The 20,532-nt window shown below is 67.0% G+C and carries 17 protein-coding genes; 5 read left to right on the forward strand and 12 right to left on the reverse strand.

Annotated elements, in window-relative coordinates:
- Window positions 1–37: 37 nt before the first annotated feature.
- The 4 genes from HF203_RS04790 to HF203_RS04805 form a co-directional block, all read right to left on the reverse strand.
- Window positions 38–1,000, reverse strand: a complete 963-nt coding sequence (locus tag HF203_RS04790) for a diguanylate cyclase (RefSeq protein ID WP_168667122.1) — start codon at window positions 998–1,000, stop codon at window positions 38–40.
- Window positions 997–5,481, reverse strand: coding sequence for a PAS domain S-box protein (locus tag HF203_RS04795; RefSeq protein WP_168667124.1), 4,485 nt, complete (start codon window positions 5,479–5,481; stop codon window positions 997–999). The genes HF203_RS04790 and HF203_RS04795 overlap by 4 nt, the downstream gene beginning before the upstream one ends.
- Window positions 5,482–5,571: 90 nt before the next feature.
- Window positions 5,572–6,105, reverse strand: coding sequence for a hypothetical protein (locus HF203_RS04800; RefSeq protein ID WP_246221653.1), 534 nt, complete (start codon window positions 6,103–6,105; stop codon window positions 5,572–5,574).
- Between the two features lie 78 nt (window positions 6,106–6,183).
- Complete coding sequence (locus tag HF203_RS04805) at window positions 6,184–6,498, reverse strand: endoglucanase (RefSeq protein ID WP_168667126.1); 315 nt, start codon at window positions 6,496–6,498, stop codon at window positions 6,184–6,186.
- Window positions 6,499–6,685: 187 nt separating this feature from the next.
- Between HF203_RS04805 and HF203_RS04810 the strand changes: the two genes are divergently transcribed.
- Window positions 6,686–7,846, forward strand: a complete 1,161-nt coding sequence (locus HF203_RS04810) for an IS701 family transposase (protein ID WP_168667128.1) — start codon at window positions 6,686–6,688, stop codon at window positions 7,844–7,846.
- Between the two features lie 199 nt (window positions 7,847–8,045).
- Here the strand turns inward: HF203_RS04810 and HF203_RS04815 are convergent, their stop codons facing one another.
- Window positions 8,046–9,128: an adenylate/guanylate cyclase domain-containing protein gene (locus HF203_RS04815; protein ID WP_168667130.1), complete on the reverse strand. Its 1,083-nt coding sequence runs from the start codon at window positions 9,126–9,128 to the stop codon at window positions 8,046–8,048.
- Window positions 9,129–9,265: 137 nt separating this feature from the next.
- On the opposite strand from HF203_RS04815, the gene HF203_RS04820 reads away from it, so the two are divergent.
- The 4 genes from HF203_RS04820 to HF203_RS04835 all read left to right on the forward strand — a co-directional run bounded on the left by HF203_RS04820 (window position 9,266) and on the right by HF203_RS04835 (window position 11,769).
- Window positions 9,266–9,691 carry a hypothetical protein gene (locus HF203_RS04820; RefSeq protein WP_168667132.1) on the forward strand — a complete coding sequence of 142 codons (426 nt, stop codon included), beginning with the start codon at window positions 9,266–9,268 and terminating at the stop codon, window positions 9,689–9,691.
- 209 nt (window positions 9,692–9,900) lie between these two features.
- Complete coding sequence (locus tag HF203_RS04825) at window positions 9,901–10,413, forward strand: YbaN family protein (RefSeq protein ID WP_168667133.1); 513 nt, start codon at window positions 9,901–9,903, stop codon at window positions 10,411–10,413.
- Window positions 10,414–10,494: 81 nt separating this feature from the next.
- Entirely contained in the window at window positions 10,495–11,274 is a 780-nt protein-coding gene (locus HF203_RS04830; RefSeq protein ID WP_343043882.1) for a sirohydrochlorin chelatase, read from the forward strand.
- 87 nt (window positions 11,275–11,361) lie between these two features.
- Window positions 11,362–11,769, forward strand: a complete 408-nt coding sequence (locus HF203_RS04835) for a PilZ domain-containing protein (RefSeq protein WP_168667137.1) — start codon at window positions 11,362–11,364, stop codon at window positions 11,767–11,769.
- Window positions 11,770–11,805: 36 nt separating this feature from the next.
- On the opposite strand, the gene HF203_RS04840 is transcribed toward HF203_RS04835, so the two are convergent.
- The 7 genes from HF203_RS04840 to infB all read right to left on the reverse strand — a co-directional run bounded on the left by HF203_RS04840 (window position 11,806) and on the right by infB (window position 20,519).
- Window positions 11,806–12,768, reverse strand: coding sequence for a SphA family protein (locus tag HF203_RS04840; protein ID WP_168667139.1), 963 nt, complete (start codon window positions 12,766–12,768; stop codon window positions 11,806–11,808).
- Between the two features lie 147 nt (window positions 12,769–12,915).
- The gene (locus HF203_RS04845) at window positions 12,916–13,662 is read right to left on the reverse strand and encodes a competence/damage-inducible protein A (RefSeq protein ID WP_168667141.1); all 747 of its coding nucleotides are present in this window, start codon (window positions 13,660–13,662) and stop codon (window positions 12,916–12,918) included.
- A 95-nt stretch (window positions 13,663–13,757) separates the two neighbouring features.
- Window positions 13,758–15,857 carry a polyribonucleotide nucleotidyltransferase gene (gene pnp / locus HF203_RS04850; RefSeq protein WP_168667143.1) on the reverse strand — a complete coding sequence of 700 codons (2,100 nt, stop codon included), beginning with the start codon at window positions 15,855–15,857 and terminating at the stop codon, window positions 13,758–13,760.
- 187 nt (window positions 15,858–16,044) lie between these two features.
- Window positions 16,045–16,314, reverse strand: a complete 270-nt coding sequence (gene rpsO / locus HF203_RS04855) for a 30S ribosomal protein S15 (RefSeq protein WP_168667145.1) — start codon at window positions 16,312–16,314, stop codon at window positions 16,045–16,047.
- 164 nt (window positions 16,315–16,478) lie between these two features.
- Window positions 16,479–17,405 carry a tRNA pseudouridine(55) synthase TruB gene (truB, locus tag HF203_RS04860; protein ID WP_168667147.1) on the reverse strand — a complete coding sequence of 309 codons (927 nt, stop codon included), beginning with the start codon at window positions 17,403–17,405 and terminating at the stop codon, window positions 16,479–16,481.
- A gap of 2 nt (window positions 17,406–17,407) precedes the next feature.
- Window positions 17,408–17,800, reverse strand: coding sequence for a 30S ribosome-binding factor RbfA (rbfA, locus tag HF203_RS04865; protein WP_168667149.1), 393 nt, complete (start codon window positions 17,798–17,800; stop codon window positions 17,408–17,410).
- Between the two features lie 22 nt (window positions 17,801–17,822).
- Window positions 17,823–20,519 (reverse strand): translation initiation factor IF-2, encoded by a 2,697-nt coding sequence (gene infB / locus HF203_RS04870; protein WP_168667151.1) that lies wholly within the window; start codon window positions 20,517–20,519, stop codon window positions 17,823–17,825.
- Between the last annotated feature and the right edge of the window lie 13 nt (window positions 20,520–20,532).

The following is a 20,532-nucleotide window of genomic DNA, read 5'->3' on the forward strand; positions in this document are numbered from 1 at the left end:
CGCGCCGCGCGCCGCAACATCCTGCAGCCGATCGCGCTCAATCCCCGGACACGGGTTCGACACGGTTACGCCCCCGGGCCTTGGCCAGATAGAGCTGGCGGTCGGCGATGCGCAACAAGCGCTCGGGACCGTCCTCCTCCTGTCGCTGCGGGATGAGCGCAGCGCAGCCGAGGCTCACGGTCAACCCCGGGCCCTCGCCCCGCTCGGCCACGAGACGGGCGAAGTGATCCTGGATCGCGTCGCGCACCGCCTCGGCGAGCTGTAAGGCGCCAGCGATATCGGTCTCCGGCAGCAGCAAGGCGAACTCCTCGCCACCGTAACGCGCCAGCAGGTCGGCTGGGCGGCGCAGGTGCATGGTGGCGCAACGGGCGATACCACGCAGACACTCATCCCCGACCAGATGCCCCCAGGTATCATTGACGGACTTGAAGTGATCGGCATCGATCATCACCACCGACAGCGGTAGCTGTTGGCGCCGTGCCCGCCGCCACTCGTGGTCGAGCTGGCGGTCGAAGACCCGCCGATTGACCACGCCGGTGAGCCCGTCGCGCTCAGCAAACTGCATCAACAGTGCAGTCTTGCGCCTGAGCAGCACATGGGTGTTGATCCGCGCCCGCAATACCGCCGCCGAATAGGGTTTGACGACAAAATCCACTGCCCCGGCCGAGAGCGCCTCGGCCTCGAGCCGGGTATCCTGATTGGCGGTGACATAGATCACCGGGATGGCGGCGGTGTCCGGCTCGGCCTGCAATTGTCTGCACACCTCCAGACCATCGAGATCGGGCAGGTGATAATCGAGCAGGATCAGCTCGGGGCGCTCAGCGGCAAGACGCAGCGCATCCTCACCATTGGTGGCAATAGTCAGGGTATAGGTGTGCTCGAGGATCCTGGCGATCAGGCGCAGGCTGGTGGGATCGTCCTCGACCACCAGCAGGTGCGGGCGCTCTGGCCCCTCGAGATAGGCATAGGGGCCATGATTCGATAGGCCGTCAGTATTCATCGGGTCAGTCCCTCTCGTATCCTCTGTAGCGTTGCCAGCGCCTGGGCAAAGGCGAAATCGTCGAGCTGTGCCACCAAGGGGTCGAGGGCCGCGGCCGCAGGGTGCCCGGCCAGCAACGAACGCAGACGGTGCAGCTGCTCGGCCGGGACCAACCGATGCCCCTGCAGCATTCCTTCCAGTTCGGCCAGCGCCGCCTGCGCGCCCGCCAGATCGAACGCACCAGCAGCGGCCTGGGCATCCGGGTCGGTTGCCGCCGTCTGCATCAGCACGGAGGTGCGCAAGGCATCCACCCCCGATTCGAGCGCGGCCAGACAGCGCCCCTGTAACGCGTCGAGGGTGGCGCTGTCGGCCGCCTCGGCCAGGGCTTGCTCCAGCGCCAAGGCGGCCTGCTGCACCCGCACCGCGCCGACACTACCGGCCGCACCCTTGAGGGTATGCGCCAGCCGCTGCGCGCTCGACATATCACCCGCAGCCCGGGCCGCGGCCAGCTCAGACGGCCAGTCGGCGATATCGCGCATGAAGCCCTCGAGGACGCCCCGCAACAACGCTTCATCGCCGTCGAGCCGTTCGAGAGCCGCGGCCAGGTCGAGTTCGTCCCCCTCGGCCGCGAGGTCTGCTTGACGACGCCGAGACGCCACCACGACCTCCTCACCCAACACGCTGCGCGCCGGCAGCCAGCGCCGCAACACCGAGACGAGTTCACGCGGGTCGACCGGCTTGGCGATATGATCATTCATCCCCGCCTCCCTCACCCGGTCACGATCGCTGGCAAAGGCCGCAGCCGTCATCGCGATGATCGGCACATCGCGCCCACGCGCGGTCTCGCGCAGCGCAGCGGTGGCCTCGAAACCGTCCATCCCCGGCATCTGCAGGTCCATCAGCACCAGCTCGAAGGGGTGCTCGGCAAACCGCACCAGCGCCTCGTGGCCATTATCGGCCACGCTCACCCGCAGCCCCATCTTGCCGAGCATCGCCAGCGCGACCTCTTGGTTGGTGTGGTTGTCCTCCACCAACAGCACCTCGGCCCCCCGAATCGCCTCGGCGCCGGCATACGGCCCCGCCTCGTTGGCCTCCTCGGCCTGGGGCAGGTGCACCCGACCGTGCTGCTGCAGATCGACGACCGCATCGAACAATGACGATTGGGTCAGCGGCTTTTTCAACACCTGATCGGGCTGCACCGCAGCGGTTGCCAGCGCCCGCAGCAACGCCTGGTGCTCGTAGGCCGAGACCATCACCACGGTCGCCGGGCGCGTCTCACGACCGGCGACCTCGTCGAGGTGGGTGAGCAACCGCAGTCCGTCATCGCGCAGCATGCGCCAGTCGGCCAACAACAGCGAGAACGACTCACGGCCCAGCTCGGCCTGGAGGATCGCCTGCAAGGCGCTGGCGGCATCGGTGACACACTCGACGGCAAACCCCCAGTCACCGAGATAACGCCCGAGGATCGCCTGTGCCTCGTCGTGCACATCGACCACCAACACCCGTTCGGGTTTGGGCGGTGCGGGTGGTGCCTCGGCGACATCGGCATCGACCTCCAACGCGAGCGTGAACCAGAAGGTGCTGCCCTCGCCCTCGCGGCTCTCGACGCCGAGCTTCCCGCCCATCAGCGCCACCAGGCGCTCACTGATGGTCAGCCCCAGCCCGGTACCACCGAAACGACGTGTAGTCGAGACATCGGCCTGACTGAAGGGTTGGAACAGGCGCGAGACCTGCTCGGCGCTGATACCGATCCCGGTATCGCGCACCTCGATGCGCAGTGACCGCCGCCCGGCATGCACCGGCCCACCCTGCACGGCGAGGATGACGCAACCTTGGGCGGTGAACTTGATCGCGTTGCCGAGCAGATTGTTGAGGATCTGGCCCAGCCGCAACGCATCACCACGATAGCCCCCAGTCAATGCCCGGGGGGCATCGATGAGCAGTTCCACCCCCTTCTCGGCCGCGGCGATGGCGAACAGCTCGGCGCGCTCGCGCAACAGCTGATCGAGGACGAAGGGAGACGACTCCAGCTCGATCTTGTCGGCATCGAGCTTGGAGAAGTCGAGGATGTCGTTGAGCAGCCCCAGCAGCGACTGGGCCGAGCGCTGGATCTTGGTCACCAGATCGCGCTGGTCCGGCGCCAGCTCGGTGTCGAGCAGGATCTCGAGAAAGCCGAGCACGGCGTTCATCGGGGTACGCACCTCATGGCTCATGTTGGCCACGAAGGCGCTCTTGGCCGCGCTGGCCGCGCGCGCCTCGGCGGTCCGCGCCTCCACCCGCTGCTCCAGATCGAGGTTGAGCGCCTGCAGGGCCACCTCGGCTTGCTTGCGCGCACTGATGTCACTGACCACGACCAGGCCGCCGATCAGCTGCTGCGCCTCGTCGAACAGCGGTACCGCGGTGACCTCGGCGACCCACTGCCGAGCATCCGGGAGCGTGATCTCCAGCTCCTCGGCAGGGATCGCCCGCTCCTCACGCAACGCGCGCTGCAGGGGTAACGCCTCGGGCGCCAGCAGTTGGCCCGCGCGGCGATACTCGATGCGGGCCCCGAAGGTATCGGGGGCCTCGGCTGAGGCCGAGAGGTTGTCATCGGCACCGAGCCCGAACAGGCGCCGCAGTGCGGCATTGCTACTGATGTGCTGGCAATCACGGCGATGGGTGAAACCAACCCCGACGGGTAGCGCCTCGAGCAGGCCCTCGAGCCGGGTCGTCAGGGCCCGTAACCGCGCCTCGATACGCTTGCGCCGGGTGACATCCAGGGTGATGCCACTGAGTTGGCCTTGGCCTGCGGCATCGAGCCGTCCACGGGCATTGATCCAGTGCTCGGAGCCATCCGGCCACAGCACGCGATACTCGGTGACATAGTCCTCACCGGTGCGCACCGCGCGCTGCACCAGGGCATCGACCCGCTCCCGATCGGCAGGATGGACGGCATCGAGGAAGTGCTGGTAACGCATCTCGACATCGGCCGACAGACCGAATTGCGCCTTGCAGCGATCACTGAAGAACAACGCGCCACTGGTCACGTCCCAGGTCCAGACCCCGGCCTCGGCGGCATCGACGGCCAGGCGCAAGCGCTCCTTGACCTCCTTCTGCTCGCTGATATCGAGCACCAGGGCGACGACATTGGTCACCGCTCCGGCGACATCGCGCACCGGCGCAGCGGCCACGTTCACCCACAGGATGCCGCCGTCTCGACGCCGACAGCGTTTCTCCATCATGCAGGGGCGCCCCTGCTGGAAGATCGCCTCGAACATCCGACCATCGGCCACCGGGTCCTCGGAGGCGGCGAGCGTCGACCAGTGCCGACCGGTCAGGTCCTCGGCATCGCGCCCGAGGATCTCGCAGAGCCGGGTGTTGACCTGCACCAGCCGTCCCCCGGGATCCATCACCATCATCCCCGCCAGCCCCTGATCGATGAAGCTGAGCAGGGTGCGCTGCGCCTCGAAGCGCAGCGCCGCCTCGCGCAGCGCGTCGGCACGGCGCTGGCTGCGCCGTAACGCCCAACCGGCGACGAGGATGACGCCGCCCAGCCCGGCGAGGATCACCAGATAACGCGCGCCCACCTCGACGAGTTCGGCGCGATAGCGCGCGCGCGGCACATGATCGACCAGCTTCCACAGCCCGGGCGAGACACCGTCGACCTGGTTCGGCGCCGCCAGGACCCGCATCGGCTCCAGGGTCTCGAAGCTCCACAGTCCGGCCTCGTCCTCGAACTGACCACGTGGGGCACTGGCGATGCGCGCCCAGGCCGCGGGGTGGCGCCGCGCCAGGGTGAGGTCGGGGCGCCCCCGCATGAACCCCCAGGCATCCTCGGCGCGCGCCCCGACCAGCCAGTAACCATCGCGATTGAGCAGCCAGGTCTTCGACTCGCGCAACCCGGCGAGCGAGTCGACCAGGTTCGTCGCCAGATAGTTGACGATGAGGATCCCGCAGCCACGACCCGCATCATCGACGACCGGGGTGGCCAGCCGCAGCACCGGTTTGTAGGGGTGTTCGACCCCGCCATGTTCGACATTGAGATCGAGCGCCGAGACATAGGTCTCGCCCGGCGCCAGCGCCATGGTCTCGGTGAAGTAAGGGCGCCCGGACTTGTCCTGGAGCGCCGCCGGCGGCGTCATCGAGGGACCCGGTGTGGACTGCTCGAGGCGCACCCGTTCGCGACCACGGACATCGATCCAACGCAGCTGGTCGTACTGGGGTTTGGCCGCCATGAAGGCCGGCCAGTCGCGCAACAGCGCAGTCGCGGTGGTCTCCGGGTCCGTAGCGCAGCCGGACAAGCCGTGCCCCCGGGCCAGATAATGGAGATCGCGATCGACCTCGTCGAGCATCCGGCTCAACAGCGCACTGCTGAGCGCGGTCGCCTGACGACTCTCGACCAGATACCGCCCCAAGACCTGTTGACCGGTCGCCCAGGCGGCAAAGCCGACACCGATCAGCGCGGCCAGGCCCGCGGCCACCAACCCGGTCAGTTGCGAGACCCGAAGTCCCTTGCCGCTCATCCTCCGGAGCCTCCATGGGGCCGTGTCGATGCCCCGGATAGTCTGCGCGCCTCGCGGTCTTTAAACCCCGGCTCGTCGGCCGATGAGGTCTCAGCCCGAGGAGGAGGGCTCGCCGTCGTCGTCGACCTCGCCCCCGGGCGGCCATGATGCCGCCCCCGCTCCCCCCAGGGTCTGGCCGAGCACCTGTCGGGTCCGCGCGGCGAGGAACGCCGGTGAGAGCCGCCGCTCGGCGAACAACAGCCGCTGCGCGGCGCTCCGGTCGAGGTAGAGCAGATCGGTCGGCGCGGGGGCGAAGGGGCGGCGACTGATCCGCGCCACCCGTCCCAGGTTGAGTCCACGACCGTCATCGAGCAGGATCAGGTGCGGCGCCAGCCCACGCGCCGGGTCCGGGCGCGGGAAATCGAGCACCGCGAGCAATTCGTGCGGGGTGTCGCTCAGGTGTACACCAAGCTGGGTACGACTCTCGACCAGCTCGACGAGATAGACGCGCTCCCCGACGGCCGCGCGCAACCGTTCGAGCTGCTGGTGATAGACACTCCCGGGCCAGAGCCGATCACGACACGACTCGCGGTCGGCGCTCGAGCACTCGGACGCGGTGCCCGTCTTCGTCTCTCCCCCTGCCATCTCCTTCCCCGGTATTGGCGATCGTGGTCAGGACAGTGTGCACCAACGCCGGTCGGACGGTAAAACCGCCAGGGTGGTTCAGGCGTAGACGTCCACCCCCAATACCTGCTGGACGTAGACGCGCTCCTGGTGCTGCTGGACGGCCTGGTACTCATCAAGGGCCCGGCGGGCACGCGGGTCGATATTGGCGTTGGCCGCAAGTAGTTCGCGGGACTCCTTGCGCGCCTGGAGGCGCTCGGCACGCTCGACCTCGGCCACTGGACGTGGGATCCGCTCGGCCTGATCGGCGCGCGGTTGTAGCTGTTCGGGCGTGGCTTGGGGGTCGCGCTCACGCTGCGGTTGCTCGAGAGGCAGCGGATAGAGTGGATGCAGCGTGGCGTTGGAGATTTGCATGGGTCCGGCATCCGCGCTGAGGGGGTCAGGGAGCAGGCGCATCCCGATGCCGCATCCCGCGCCCGCCGCGAGCGGGCACTGTGGTGCATTATTGACGATCCATCGTGAAAATCAACGCCCTACTACTACAGCCGCATATTTTTTTGTGTTGTGATATGTGGACTCAACGGTTTGGTTTTCAAACAACATGAAGTACAGCGAGGTCTCTGGCTGGGAGACGGAACTGGACAGGATCCATCAGCGCCTAGCGGCGTGTTTTCGTCGCCCTGAGCCGCGCGCCCGAGCGCGGGGTTATCTGCAAGGGCTGCTGACGACAGTGCCACGCAAGAACGGTTGGCAGCTGGCCGAAACCTTGGGCGAACGGCGCCCGGACGGGGTGCAGCGGTTGCTCAACACGGCGCGCTGGGACGCCGAGGCGGCGCGCGAAGTGCTGCGCGCCTACGTCGTCGAGGCGCTGGGCGACGCCGAGGCGGTGCTGATCGTCGACGAGACCGGTTTCTTGAAGAAGGGCACGCACTCGGTGGGGGTGCAGCGCCAGTACAGTGGCACGGCGGGCCGGGTCGAGAACAGTCAGATCGGGGTGTTTCTGTGTTACGCCAGCCGGCACGGTGCGGCCTTCATCGATCGGGCGCTGTACCTGCCTAAATGTTGGGCGAATGACCCCGCACGCTGCGCCGAGGCCGGTGTCCCGGAGCAGGCACGCCGGTTCCAGACCAAACCAGCCCTGGCGCGTACGATGCTCGAGCGCGCGCTCGATGCGGGGGTGCCTTGTGGGTGGGTGACGGGCGATGCCGTCTACGGCAAGGATCGCAAGCTGCGCCTGTGGCTCGAGGCGCGCCAACAGCCCTTCGTGCTCGCCGTGGCGGGCAATGAACCGGTGTGGTTCGATGGCCCGCAGACCCATCGCGTCGCGGCACTGGCCAAGACGCTGCCAGAGACGGCCTGGCAACGCCACGCCGTCGGCGCCGGCAGCAAGGGCGCGCGCACCTTCGAGTGGGCCTGGGTGCCGCTGTGGCGCCTGCAGCTCAGCGCCGCGGAGCGCGCCTGGGGGCATTGGCTGGTGGTGCGGCGCAACTGCAACCGCCCCGAGGAGCGGGCCTACTACATCGCCTTCGCGCCCCGCGCCGAGGCCACGCTCGAGCGCCTGGCCAAGGTCGCCGGGCAGCGCTGGGCGATCGAGGTCGGCTTCGAGCTGGCCAAGCAGCAGTGCGGGCTCGATGAGTATGAGGTGCGCCGCTGGCCGGCCTGGCATCGCCATATCACCCTTGCGCTGCTGGCCCATGCCTGCCTCGTCGTGCTGCAACGGCGGGCGAAAAAGGGGGCGCTGTCGCCGGGCGGATCGCACTGACCGCCCCTGAGATCCGGCGCCTGCTCGAGGCGCTGTTGTGGCGCGAACGCGCCCCGCCGGATGCCGCCATCGCCTGGTCGGATTGGCGACGACGGCACCAAGCGCGGGCCAGGGTCTGTCATTATCGAGCGCGTGGGGCTGGGCCGCCGTAAAAATATGCGGCTGTAGTAGTAGTCAACGCCTTGGCGCGACAGCGCACTCAATGCCCCCAGAGCATGTGGTCGACGTAGCGCTTGACCCGACGGTGGCTGGGGGTGTCGATGGTGGTGAACTCGAGACTGGTGCGATAACTGCCCTTGTCGCGTTGTGAGCGCAACACCCGCGCATAGACCTCCATCGCCTTGCCGGAGCCGATCTCGGGGGCGAGCGAGAGCAGGATCTCGGTGTAGGGCGGTAACACCACCGGCAGATCGGCACTCATCCCGTAGTAGCTGAGATCGTGCACCTTGCCGACGAAGGACTCGGAGAGGATGCGCTTGGAGACCACCTGACGGAACTCGACGGCGAAATCGACGGCGATCCGCGGCGCCTTGCGCGGCTCGACCTCGGGCACCTCAAGACGCTGCGGCCAGTCGACCGCCTTGAGTTCGTAGAGGGTGACCGGCTCGGCCTTGCCCTTGACGGTGACCTGGTTGATCGCGCCGATCTCGATGTGCTCGCGGGCACCGGCCTGGGCCGATTCGCTGAGCAACACCTGGCCACGCAGGCTGTAGTTCTCGATGCGCGCGGCCAGGTTCACCGGATCACCGATGACGGTGTATTCGTTGTAGAGTGGCGAGCCGAAGCTCCCGGCCATCAGCCGACCACTGCTCACGGCGACCCCGGCATAGAGGCTCGGCTCGTTCCAGGCGCGCTGATCGCGGTTGAGCACGACCATCGCGCGCTGGATCTCGACGGCACAGGCGAGCGCGCGCAGCAGATCGTCGTCACGGCGCTCGGGCACACCGAAGACGGCCATCACCGAATCTCCCATGAACTTGTCCACCACCCCGCCGTAGCGGGTGACCAGCTCGACCATCCGGGTGAAGAAGCGGTTGAGCAGGCGCACCATCACCTCGACCGGCTGCGACTCGACCAGGGCGGTGAAGCCGCGGATATCGGCGATCACCACGGTCGCCTCGGTGGCGATGATCGGCTGCGACTCGAGCAGGAAATCGTCGAGCTGGGCGCTCAAGCGCTCGCGTAGCATCTCGCCGTCGATGGGTGCCGAAGCGGCCTCTTCGCCCCCTTCGATCGCGGCGAGGATCCGCGCGAACAAGAGTTGTTTATCTTGGTGTTGCATGGAACCGGACGAACTCCAGCGCGTCATAAATTGACAATCTTCATGGGGTTTGATCCCTCGATCGGCGAAGCTGATCCTTGTCCTCAACGAGACAATCGCGGCATCGCCTCCCCCTTCCGAACCGGAGACAAGCATTCATGGATCGTTTTACACGGATCTACAGCATCGTGCTCGGCCTCATCGCCATCGGCTTGATGGGGCTGTGGCTCAAGTCGGCCTGGCAGCCCGAGGTGTGGCAACTCGACGAGATCCTGGTCGAGGATTCGATGCTCTCATCCTACCCCTACCAGTTCAGGGTTCGGGCCTTCGAAGACGGTGTCGCGACCATCTCCACCCCGCGCTCGTTCGACATCCCGGCGATCCGCTTCCTGGAGATCATCCACCCCAACCTCGCCAACAGGGCGCAGGATGATCCCAAGATGATTGCCGCCCAGCAGGAATTGATCAACCATCAGAAGCGCGCCCAGGGCCTGATCCTGGCCCAGCCTCAGGTCGAGCGCGTCGACTGGCAGCTCGACACCCAGTGGCTCGCCGATCATGGGGTCCAGATCGGCGGCCGCTGATCGACCGTGCACCGGGTCGGCCCGGCCTCCCACTGAGACCGACGCCGACCCGGCGACACCGCCCCACGCCCGCCACACACCGCTGACGGCAACCACCCAGCCCCGGGACAGGGGCGTGGTGAACGGCTATAGTTACTCCTCTCGAGTCGCGCCGGATCCACCACCCCGCGCGACCCCCAGCCATCGCTCGTTCGTAGAAGGGTTCCTCCATGCAGGTCAGTGCTCGCGTCCCCGACAAGCTGAAGCGGTTTCTCGGCGCCCATCGCCGTCAGCTCTTCAACCTCCTCGCCTGGTGCTGTTTCGGCCTCGGTTTCGTCGGCATGCTGGTGCCGCTGATGCCGACCACCGTGTTCTGGATCTGCGCCGCCTGGCTGTGGCTGCGCAGCCGCCCGGAGCGAGTCCGCTTCCTGGTCGAGCACCCGCGCTTCGGTGCCTCGATCCGCGACTTCCTCGAACACGGCGAGGTCTGCCCCACGGGCAAGAAGGCGGCCATCCTCAGTATGGCCGGCAGCTACCTGATCTGGTTCTCGCTGATCGGGCCGGGGTTGTGGCCGGCACTGACCGTGGCCGCGATCCTCGCCCTGGTCTCCACCTGGATCGCCACCCGCCCCGACAACCGCCATCGTCGCCGTCAGGCACAGGGCGAGGTCCGGGTGGAACTCGATCTCGAAGGGCTCGTCGCCGCCGAACCGGCCACCGAGACACGCGGCCTCTCGCGCTGATCCCGCCGGCGGCCATTGACTGCCATGGGGTCGATCCTACTGCTCGACAATGGTTCACGCCGGGCCGCGGCAGTTCACGCCTTGAGAGGTCTGGCCGCCACCCTCGGGGCGCGCTGCCACCAAACGGTGACGCCGGTCTCGCTCGGCCATGTCGACCACATCCCCGCCGCCGAGCTCGACGGACAGGCAGCGGTGTTGCTCGAACCGCTGCTCGAGGCCCGGCTCGCCGCCGGTCTGCGCGAGTTCCTGATCCTACCGTTGTTGTTCGGTCGCAACGCCGCGCTCACCAACACCCTGCCCGCACTCACTGCGCGACTGCGGGTGCGCCACGGCCCCTTCACGCTGCGACTCGCCCCTGAACTCTGCCCCCTTCCCGAGGGCGAACCACGGCTGGTCGAACTCCTCGCCGAGCAGCTCGAGCACTGCGCCACGACGGCCGGTCGCACACCACGACGCGTCATCCTCGTCGATCACGGCTCGCCGCGCCCTCAAGTCAGCGCGGTACGGGCCTGGCTGGCCACGCGCCTGAACGAACGCCTCGGCGCCACGGTGCAGCTCGAACAGGCAGTGATGGAGCGCCGCCCGGAGGCCAGCTACGATTTCAATGGAGCGCTGCTGGAGACACAGCTCGAGCAGCTCGCCGCCACCGGACGCGATACCCCGATCTTCCTGGTGATGCTGTTCCTCGCACCGGGTCGTCACGCCGGCCCCGGGGGCGATATCGCCACCATCTGCGCACGCGCCGAACAGGCCCACCCCGGTCTACGGATCCACACCACCGACCTGGTCGGCACCCACCCTCTGCTCATCGACATCCTCGCCACCCGGCTGCAACAGCGCACACGCCATCGCGCACTCTGAGCCGCGCTAGCGCGCCCTTGAGTCGGACCGCCCCCCGCCCCAATCCTTGCCGGAAGACATCAGCCTCGCACCCGCACCGTCATCAAGATGCGTCGCTTTCTGCGCCACCCCTCGGACATCCCGATCCACTACCGACTTGCCAACCGCCCCCACCGGCGACGCAACCGCCTGCGCAATATCGGCAAGGGTGGGCTCTGCTTTCTCTCCTGCACGCCGGTAGCGGTGGGCGCGACCATCGAGATCGAGATCCCGGTCGCCGAACCGGCCTACCGGGCCGAGGGGTTCGTGGCCTGGTGCCGCCCCCGTCGAGGCTTGTTCGAGGTCGGCGTCCACTTCGCCAACGGCGAGGCCGATTACCAGATCAGGATGGTCGAACAGGTCTGCCGGATCGAGCACTACCGCCGGCGGGTACTCGCCACCCAGGGACGAGCACTCAGCAGCGAACAGGCCGCGTCGGAGTGGATCCAGCGCTATGCGGCCGACTTCCCAGGCTGAGCAGCACACCCCGCCAGGAGCGCGGGCCTCGGGGGGTCAGTGGAAATGGTGGACGTAGCGCAGGTTCATGCGCGCGCCCTCGGGGCGGTTCTCGGCGCCGGTCTCCCAGAAGGCGTTGAAGAACAGATGATCGTGGGGGCTGAGGTGATAGAGCGCCCCGGGGCCGATGGCGAACACCCGCTCCTCGCTGTCGGCGACCGACTCGCCGTCGATCTTAGAGCGGGTGATCTGCTCGAGATAGTAACCGTTGATGCCCAGACGCAGCCGGTTGGGCAGCACCTCGTAGGCGGTGGAGAAATTAAGGTGGATCGCCTGCCCGGCCTGGGCGTCCTCGGCACCGAGCCCCTTGAAGGGGTCGTTGTTCTCGGCGTTCCACAGATAGTGCAGACGCCAGGAGACCGTCCAGCGCGGACGGACGAACAGGGTCGCAGCCCAATAGGGGTTGAAGGAGAAGACGTTGCTGCCGGCGTTGATCGGGGCGTCGGCGTCGTAGCTACCGGTGGGGAGCAGCATCTGCAGTTCGATACGGTGCATGAAACGCGGCCCGTTCGGTCCCATGATCGGGTCCCACTGCAGGAAGGGACCGACCAGCACGTCACCGAGATTCCCCCCGTTGGTCGAGAGCGCGAGATTGTCGCCGGGATCGAGATCGAATCCGACGACGGGCAGGATCAGGTCCAGCCCCCACTTGCCACCGAACAGCAGCGCCTGATCCGACTGATAGACGAGCTGGGTGAGGCTGAGGTTGAGATCGAGTTCGGCGCGTTCCGGCCCGCGCGGGGTCGGAACCCGCAGGTCATCACCCGCGGCATCCTTGAGCGCACCGTTGCGATAGAGCTGCAGGTATTGACTGGCATACCAACCCGGCCCTGAGGGCGGACCGCCATCGAGAAAGCTGGTGAAACCGAGATTGACCGCCGGCAGGTCATAGGCGAACGCCGACGGCCCACCGATCAACCCCAGAACGACGGTCGCCGCCCTCCATGCTCGCACGCCCATGCACACACCTCGCTCCATAGTGTCGCGGGCAACGCGACAACCGGTACCGAACCGGCCCGATCGTCCGTCCCCGCGCAACCGCTCGCACACGAAAAGACCGCGCGGATCTTAGTGCAATGCCGAGCACTTGGCAAAGGCGATCGCCACTCAGCGGGGCGCAACCTCTTCGACGGCGGCCTCCCCCAACGCCTCACGCAGCGCCGCAAGCGCCTCGTCGAGCCCCGCTCGCCCGCGAAAACCGAGCAGGATGTGCGGGTCCTCGCCCATGTGCGGCAGGCTGAACATCTTCAGCGCCGGGAAGCGCGCGCCGAAGGACTCCATCACCGGGATCAATTGGCTCTCGGGGATACCACACACCTTGAGCGCGACCTCGCGCTGAGGCGAGCCCGTGCCATAGTGGGTCTCGAGCACCTGTGCGGCCATCGGCCAGGCCATCTTCGGAAACCCCGGCAGGAACCAGTGATCAGCCACCCTGAAACCAGGGATGCGGTTGACCGGGTTGGCGATCAAGGCACTGCCTTCGGGCAGCTCGGCCATGAGGATGCGGTGTGGATAGGCCGTCTCGCCGAACTTCTCCTCGAGCAGCGCTACCGCCTCGGGGTGGCGGGTCAATGCCACTCCGGCGGCGGCGGCGGCACAACCGCGGGTATGGTCGTCCGGGGTGGCACCGATGCCGCCACAGACGAAAACCGGCTCGGCGCGCGCCATCGAGAAACGCAGGTGTGCGGTGATCACCTCGGGATCATCGGGTAGCATCCACTGCCAGGCCAACTCGTGGCCTCGGCTGCCGATCATCTCCTTGAACCGTTCCAGGTGCTGGTCGCGTCGCGTGCCGTTGAGCACCTCGTCGCCGATCACGATCAACCCGAAGCGTTGCGGGGTCTCGGTTGCCATCTTTTCAATCGCTCCAGAAACACGGGATTACAACGAAAAAGGGGGCCTTGCGGCCCCCTTTCGCGGTCAGTCGATCAGGGCCTTACGGCCACGGATCACTCGCCGGGCTCGACCGCCTTCATGCTCAGACGGATACGGCCCTGCTTGTCGACCTCGAGGACCTTGACGCGCACCACGTCTCCCTCGGAGAGCTTGTCGCTGACGCTCTGCACCCGCTCCTCGCAGATCTGCGAGATGTGCACCAGGCCGTCGCGACCGGGGAGGATGGTGACGAAGGCACCGAAGTCCATCAGCCGCGCGACCTTGCCCTCGTAGACCTTGCCGACCTCGACATCGGCGGTGATCAGGCGAATGCGCTTCTTCGCCTCCTCACCGGCGGACTTGGCCACCGAGAAGATCTTGACCACACCGTCGTCGTTGATGTCGATGGTGGCGCCGGTCTCCTCGGTGATCGCACGGATCACCGAACCGCCCTTGCCGATGACGTCGCGGATCTTCTCGGGGTGGATCTTGAACTCGATGATGCGCGGCGCGTGCTCGGACATCTCCTCGCGCGGCGACGACAACACCTTGTTCATCTCCTCGAGGATGTGCAGACGCCCGGCCTTGGCCTGCTCCAGGGCGATCTCCATGATCTCCTTGGTGATGCCCTCGATCTTGATGTCCATCTGCAAGGCGTTGACGCCCTCGGCAGTACCGGCCACCTTGAAGTCCATGTCGCCGAGGTGGTCCTCGTCGCCCATGATGTCGGTGAGCACGGCGAACCGATCGCCTTCCTTGATCAGCCCCATGGCGACCCCGGCCACCGGGGACTTGATCGGCACGCCGGCATCCATCAGCGCGAGGCTGGTACCGCAGACGCTGGCCATCGAGCTCGAACCGTTCGACTCGGTGATCTCGGAGACCACACGCACCGAATAGGGGAACTCCTCAAGGTTCGGCATCACCGCCAGCACGCCACGCTTGGCCAGGCGGCCGTGACCGATCTCGCGGCGCTTGGGGCTGCCGACACGACCGGACTCACCGACGCAGAAGGGCGGGAAGTTGTAGTGGAGCATGAAGTGCTCACGGCGCTCGCCATCGAGTGCATCGATGATCTGCGAGTCACGCTCGGTGCCCAGGGTGGTGACCACCATCGCCTGGGTCTCGCCACGGGTGAACAGCGCCGAGCCGTGGGTGCGCGGCAGCACACCGGTGCGGATGGTGATCGGACGCACGGTGGCGCTGTCGCGACCGTCGATGCGCGGCTCGCCGGCGAGCACAGCCGAGCGTACGGTGCGCTTCTCCAGCCCCTCGATCTCGGCCATCACCTGCGCCTCGGTCCAGGCCGCCTCCTCGCCCTCGCACAGCGCGGCCAGGGTCTCGGCGCGGATGGTGTCGAGCGCGGCATAGCGCGCCTTCTTGTCGTGGATGCGATAGGCCTCGGCGACGCGTGCGCCACAGGCCTCGGCGACGGCCTCGGCGAGCGCGGTGTCGCGCTCCGGGGCGCTCCAGTCGAAGGGCGGCTTACCGGCCTCGGCGGCCAGCTCACGGATGGCTTGGATGACCACCTGCATCTGTTCGTGGCCGAACAGCACGGCGCCGAGCATGGTCTCCTCGGAGAGCCCACGGGCCTCGGACTCGACCATCAGCACCGCCTGCTCGGTACCGGCGACGACCAGGTCGAGATCGGAGTCCGGTCCCAGACCGACCACCGGCGGGTTGAGGATGTACTCACCGTCCTTATAGCCGACCCGGGCGGCACCGATCGGGCCGTTGAAGGGCAGACCGGCCAGGGCCACCGCCGCAGAGGCACCGATCAGCGCCGGCACCTCAGGGTTGACCGCGGGGTTGAGCGACTTGACCGTCGCGATGATCTGCACCTCGCGCTTGAAGCCATCGGCAAACAGCGGCCGCAGCGGGCGGTCGATCAGACGGGCGGTGAGGATCTCGGCCTCGCTCGGACGCCCCTCGCGACGGAAGAAACCGCCGGGGATACGGCCGGCGGCGTAGCTCTTCTCCTGGTAGTCGACGGTGAGCGGGAAGAAATCACGCTCGACACCGGGGCGCTTGTCCACGACCACGGTCACCAGGACCACGGTGTCTTCCATGTTCACCAGGACGGCGCCATCGGCCTGACGCGCGATCTCGCCGGTCTCGAGCCTGACGGTCTGATTTCCGAATTGGAACTGTTTAACGATAGGGGTGGGAATCACAAGTAAATCCTCGGGGTATATGGTCCGTCGAAGCTTCGGGCCGTGGACCCCTGCAACCGCGTGGCGCCGATGCTCGCCGGGCTGACAGGGTGGTGTGTCGGCGGTTGCGCCCGGGACACCAGGCGCACCGGCGACGGCCAGACCAGGACCGCGCTCGCGGTCCGGTCCTCGAGCCTTCGAGTACGCGTCAGCGACGCAGCCCCAGGCGCGCGATCAGCTCGCGATAGCGATCGAGATCCTTGCGCTTGAGATAGTCAAGCAGTTTACGCCGGGAGTTGACCATGCGCACCAGGCCCCGGCGCGAGTGATGGTCGTGTTTGTGCTCCTTGAAGTGATCGGTGAGCTGCTGGATGCGCGCGGTGAGCAGCGCGACCTGCACCTCGGGGGAACCGGTGTCGCTCTCGCCACGACGGTATTCTTCGACGATCTTCTTCTTGTCTTCTGCGGTCATGGTCATTGGGTGTCTCCTGGATAGGGGTGACGATAAACAGGCGCAGACCCGGCAACGCGGATGGATCCTCCGACAATGACCTCAGGGAATCCGGCCTGTGTGGCATATGCGGGGTTCCCCCGCGACAACGCCCCCACCCCGGCAGCAACCGGGGCGGGGGCGAAAAACGTTCAGATCAATCGCTTCGGCTGGACCTTGCCATCGTCGAGGATACAGCCGACACCGAGGAACTGCTCAGACGGGTCATAGAGACGCACCAGACCCTCGGTCGGCGCCTGCGGCACCAACACCGCCTGTCCCTGGCGCAGATAGAAGGCCGCATCGGCCGACAGACGCACCGCCGGCCAGTGCCCGAGAGCGCTGTCGAGGGCCAGTAGTTGTGCGTCGAGCTGCGCCAACGCGCCCTCCTCGGCCGCGGCCATCGCCTCGACCTGATCGAGGGTGACGAAGGCGGTCTCGCCCTCGCGATAGGGGCCGACACCGGTACGACGCAGCGCGCTGACGTGGGCACCACAGCCGAGTTCATGACCGATGTCCTCGGCCAGGGTGCGGACATAGGTCCCCTTCGAGCAGTGCACGTCGAGTTCGATCTCGGGCAGCTCGCAATTGATCAGGTCGAGCGCGAAGATCTCGATCTCGCGCGGGGTGCGCTCGACCTCGACCCCCTGACGGGCGAGCTTGTAGAGACGCTGCCCCTGATGCTTGACCGCCGAGTACATCGGCGGCAGCTGCGAGATGGTGCCGATGAAACCGGCGATGACCTCGCGCACCCGAGCCTCGTCGATACCCTCGACCGCACGGGTCTCGAGCACCTCGCCCTCGGCATCCGCCGTGGTGGTGGTCACCCCCAAGCGCACCCGCACCCGATAGCGCTTATCGGCATCGAGCAGATAGGTGGAGAACTTGGTCGAGTCCCCCAGACAGCATGGCAGCAGGCCGGTGGCCAGCGGATCCAGGCTGCCGGTGTGGCCGGCCTTCTTGGCCTGGTAGAAACGCTTGACGCGCTGCAGCGCGTCGTTCGAGCTCAGCCCGCAGGGCTTGTCGAGCAGCAGGATGCCGGTGATGTTACGTCCCGGTCGTCTACGGCGCGCGGCCATCGTTAATCACACTCCACGTCGGCGCCTTGTGAATCGTCCCGGTCCGTCTCAGCGACGGCCTGATCGATCAACGCGGAGAGTCGGGCCCCGCGCTCGATCGATGCATCGAACACAAAATGCAGTTGAGGGATGGTCCGCAGACGGACACGCTGCGCCAAGGCATGGCGCAGGTATCCGGCAAGCCGACCGTTGAGCAGCCGCTCCTGGACGGCGTGATCGGCGTCGTCCGGGAAACAGGTGAAGTAGACCTTGGCATGCGCCAGGTCACGGGTGACCCGCACCTCCTGGATGGTGATGCTGGTCAGCCGCGGATCCTTCACCTCGTCGCGGAGCAGGACCGAGAGCATACGCTGCAGCTCGGCACCGACCCGCTCGGTGCGGTCGAATTCCTTCATGCTGGTCTATAACCGTGACTGATCAAAGTTGACGCGCCCGCTCGGTGCGCTCGAACACCTCGATCTGGTCACCTTCCTGGACGTCGTTGTAGTTCTTCACGCCGATACCACACTCGGTGCCGGCCTTGACCTCGGGAACGTCGTCCTTGAAGCGACGCAGCGATTCGAGCGCACCCTCGTAGACCACGACGTTGTCGCGCAGCACACGGATCGGGTTGTTGCGCTTGATCGTCCCCTCGGTGACCATGCAGCCGGCGACCGCACCGAACTTGGAGGAGCGGAAGACGTCGCGAACCTCGGCCAGACCGATGATCTCCTCGGTGACGATCGGGCTGAGCAGACCGGAGATGGCCTGTTTCACGTCGTCGATCAGCTCGTAGATGATGCTGTAGTAGCGCAGGTCGAGACCCTTGTCCTCTACCACGCGCCGCGCTGCGGCATCGGCACGAACGTTGAAACCGAGCAGAATGGCGTTGGAGGTGAAGGCGAGGTTGGCATCGGACTCGGTGATACCACCGACACCGGAGGCGACCACCGCCACCTTGACCTCATCGTTGGTGAGCTTGACCAGGCTCTCCTTGAGCGCCTCGAGGCTGCCCTGCACGTCGGCCTTGACGATGAGGTTGACACTCTTCTGCTCGCCGTCCTTGAGCTGGCTGAACAGCTGATCGAGGCTCGCGCCGCGCTGCTCCTCGAAGCGGTGCTGACGCTGCCGCTCGGCACGGAACTCGGCGACCTCGCGGGCACGCCGCTCGTCGCTGACGGTGATCACGTCGTCACCGGCGTTGGGGGTGCCGGAGAGACCGAGCACCTGCACCGGGATCGACGGCCCCGCGGACTCGACCGCCTTGCCGGTCTCGTCGAACATCGCTCGCACTCGACCGTGCTCACCACCACTGACGATGATGTCGCCGCGATGCAGGGTACCGGCCTGGACCAGCACCGTGGCCACCGGACCGCGCCCCTTGTCGAGGCTCGACTCGACGATGGCGCCGCGCGCCGGGCCCTCGACCGGGGCCTTGAGCTCGAGGACCTCGGACTGCAGCAAGATGGCGTCGAGCAACTCGTCGATGCCGTCACCGGCCTTGGCCGAGACGCGCACCACCATGGTGTCGCCGCCCCACTCCTCGGGCACCACCTCGTGCTGGGTGAGTTCCTGCATCACCCGATCGGGATTGGCCTCGGGCTTGTCGATCTTGTTGACGGCGACGATCACCGGGACCTCGGCGGCACGGGCGTGCTGGATCGCCTCGATCGTCTGCGGCATCACCCCGTCATCGGCCGCGACCACCAGGATGACGATGTCGGTGACCTGGGCGCCACGGGCACGCATCGCCGAGAAGGCGGCGTGCCCGGGGGTGTCGAGGAAGGAGATCGTGCCCTTCGGGGTGTCGACGTGATAGGCACCGATGTGCTGGGTGATGCCACCGGCCTCACCGGAGGCGACCCGGGTACGACGGATGTAGTCGAGCAACGAGGTCTTACCGTGGTCGACATGGCCCATGATGGTCACCACCGGCGGACGGGTGACCTGCTCGGCCTGCTCGGCCTGCTCCTCGAACTCCTCGAGCAGCACGTCCTCGGCATCGCGATCATCGGCGAAGACCGGTTTATGGCCCATCTCCTCGACCAGGATCGCGGCGGTATCGCGATCGAGGCTCTGGTTGATGGTGACCATCATGCCCTGCTTGAACAGTTCCTTGATCACCTGCGAGGACTTCACCGACATGCGGTTGGCCAGCTCACCGACAGGGATGCTCTCGGGGATCTCGACCTCACGCACCACCGGCGCGGTCGGCTTCTGGAAGGCATGGGTGTCGGACGACTGGATCTTGCCACGACGTTTACCGCCGCGACGCAACCGACCGCTACGGTCGTCATCGACCCCGCGACGCCCCCGAGTGGCCTCCTTACGCACGCCCTTCTTAGCGGGCCGATCGTCGCGATCGTCACGACTGTCGGCGCCCTTCTTCACGATCTTCTTGCCCTTGACGGGTTCGGCGCGACGACCAGCAGGGGCCGCCTTCTTCTCGGCGACAGGCGCGGCCTCGACAGGCTTCTCGACCACAGGTGCGGGCGGCGCCTCGGCGGCGCGCTTGGCCTCCTCGGCCTGGCGCCGCGCTTCCTCGGCCTCGGCCTCGGCTCGACGCTTGGCCTCTTCCTCGCGACGCTTGGCATCTTCCTCGCGCTGACGGCGCTCACGCTCTTCCTGCTCGGCGAGGCGACGCGCCTCCTGCTCGGCGCGCATCGCCTCGAGCTCAGCGCGACGCCGGTTCTCGTCGAGGAGCGCGGTCGTCGACTTGCGCTCCGGACCACGGCCACGACGGTCCGGACCGGAGCGTCGACCGGCACCGGCGGCACCGGGCTCGGTGCGCTTGTAGGTGCGCTTGCGTCGCACCTCGACATTGACGGTCTTGCCGCGCACCGTCGGTGCCGGACGGGCACCGGCACCGGCACGGGCGCCTGCGGCGGCGGGCTGACGCAGCTCGCTGACCGACTTGCGCTTGACCGAGACCGCGCTGCTGGAGTCGGCGGCCTCGTCGCCCTCCTCCTTGCCGTGGCTGCGCCGCAGATAGCCGAGCAGCTGCTTCTTTTCCTGCTCGGTCAGGGTGGAATCGGCACCATTGGCACTGATCCCCGCCTCGTTCAGCTGGGTGAGAAGACGCTCGACCGGGATTCCGACCGTGGAGGCGAGTTGTTTGACGGTAACTTCACTCATGGACTGACCTATA

Source organism: Marichromatium bheemlicum (genome assembly GCF_012276755.1).
GTDB lineage: Bacteria > Pseudomonadota > Gammaproteobacteria > Chromatiales > Chromatiaceae > Marichromatium > Marichromatium bheemlicum.

What these genes read in the sequence shown, in the direction of transcription:
- HF203_RS04790 (WP_168667122.1), bottom strand. Translation starts at nt 1,000, where the DNA reads ATGAATACTGACGGCCTATCGAATCATGGCCCCTATGCCTATCTCGAG.
- HF203_RS04795 (WP_168667124.1), bottom strand. Translation starts at nt 5,481, where the DNA reads ATGAGCGGCAAGGGACTTCGGGTCTCGCAACTGACCGGGTTGGTGGCC.
- HF203_RS04800 (WP_246221653.1), bottom strand. Translation starts at nt 6,105, where the DNA reads ATGGCAGGGGGAGAGACGAAGACGGGCACCGCGTCCGAGTGCTCGAGC.
- HF203_RS04805 (WP_168667126.1), bottom strand. Translation starts at nt 6,498, where the DNA reads ATGCAAATCTCCAACGCCACGCTGCATCCACTCTATCCGCTGCCTCTC.
- HF203_RS04810 (WP_168667128.1), top strand. Translation starts at nt 6,686, where the DNA reads ATGAAGTACAGCGAGGTCTCTGGCTGGGAGACGGAACTGGACAGGATC.
- HF203_RS04815 (WP_168667130.1), bottom strand. Translation starts at nt 9,128, where the DNA reads ATGCAACACCAAGATAAACAACTCTTGTTCGCGCGGATCCTCGCCGCG.
- HF203_RS04820 (WP_168667132.1), top strand. Translation starts at nt 9,266, where the DNA reads ATGGATCGTTTTACACGGATCTACAGCATCGTGCTCGGCCTCATCGCC.
- HF203_RS04825 (WP_168667133.1), top strand. Translation starts at nt 9,901, where the DNA reads ATGCAGGTCAGTGCTCGCGTCCCCGACAAGCTGAAGCGGTTTCTCGGC.
- HF203_RS04835 (WP_168667137.1), top strand. Translation starts at nt 11,362, where the DNA reads ATGCGTCGCTTTCTGCGCCACCCCTCGGACATCCCGATCCACTACCGA.
- HF203_RS04840 (WP_168667139.1), bottom strand. Translation starts at nt 12,768, where the DNA reads ATGGGCGTGCGAGCATGGAGGGCGGCGACCGTCGTTCTGGGGTTGATC.
- HF203_RS04845 (WP_168667141.1), bottom strand. Translation starts at nt 13,662, where the DNA reads ATGGCAACCGAGACCCCGCAACGCTTCGGGTTGATCGTGATCGGCGAC.
- rpsO (WP_168667145.1), bottom strand. Translation starts at nt 16,314, where the DNA reads ATGACCATGACCGCAGAAGACAAGAAGAAGATCGTCGAAGAATACCGT.
- truB (WP_168667147.1), bottom strand. Translation starts at nt 17,405, where the DNA reads ATGGCCGCGCGCCGTAGACGACCGGGACGTAACATCACCGGCATCCTG.
- rbfA (WP_168667149.1), bottom strand. Translation starts at nt 17,800, where the DNA reads ATGAAGGAATTCGACCGCACCGAGCGGGTCGGTGCCGAGCTGCAGCGT.
- infB (WP_168667151.1), bottom strand. Translation starts at nt 20,519, where the DNA reads ATGAGTGAAGTTACCGTCAAACAACTCGCCTCCACGGTCGGAATCCCG.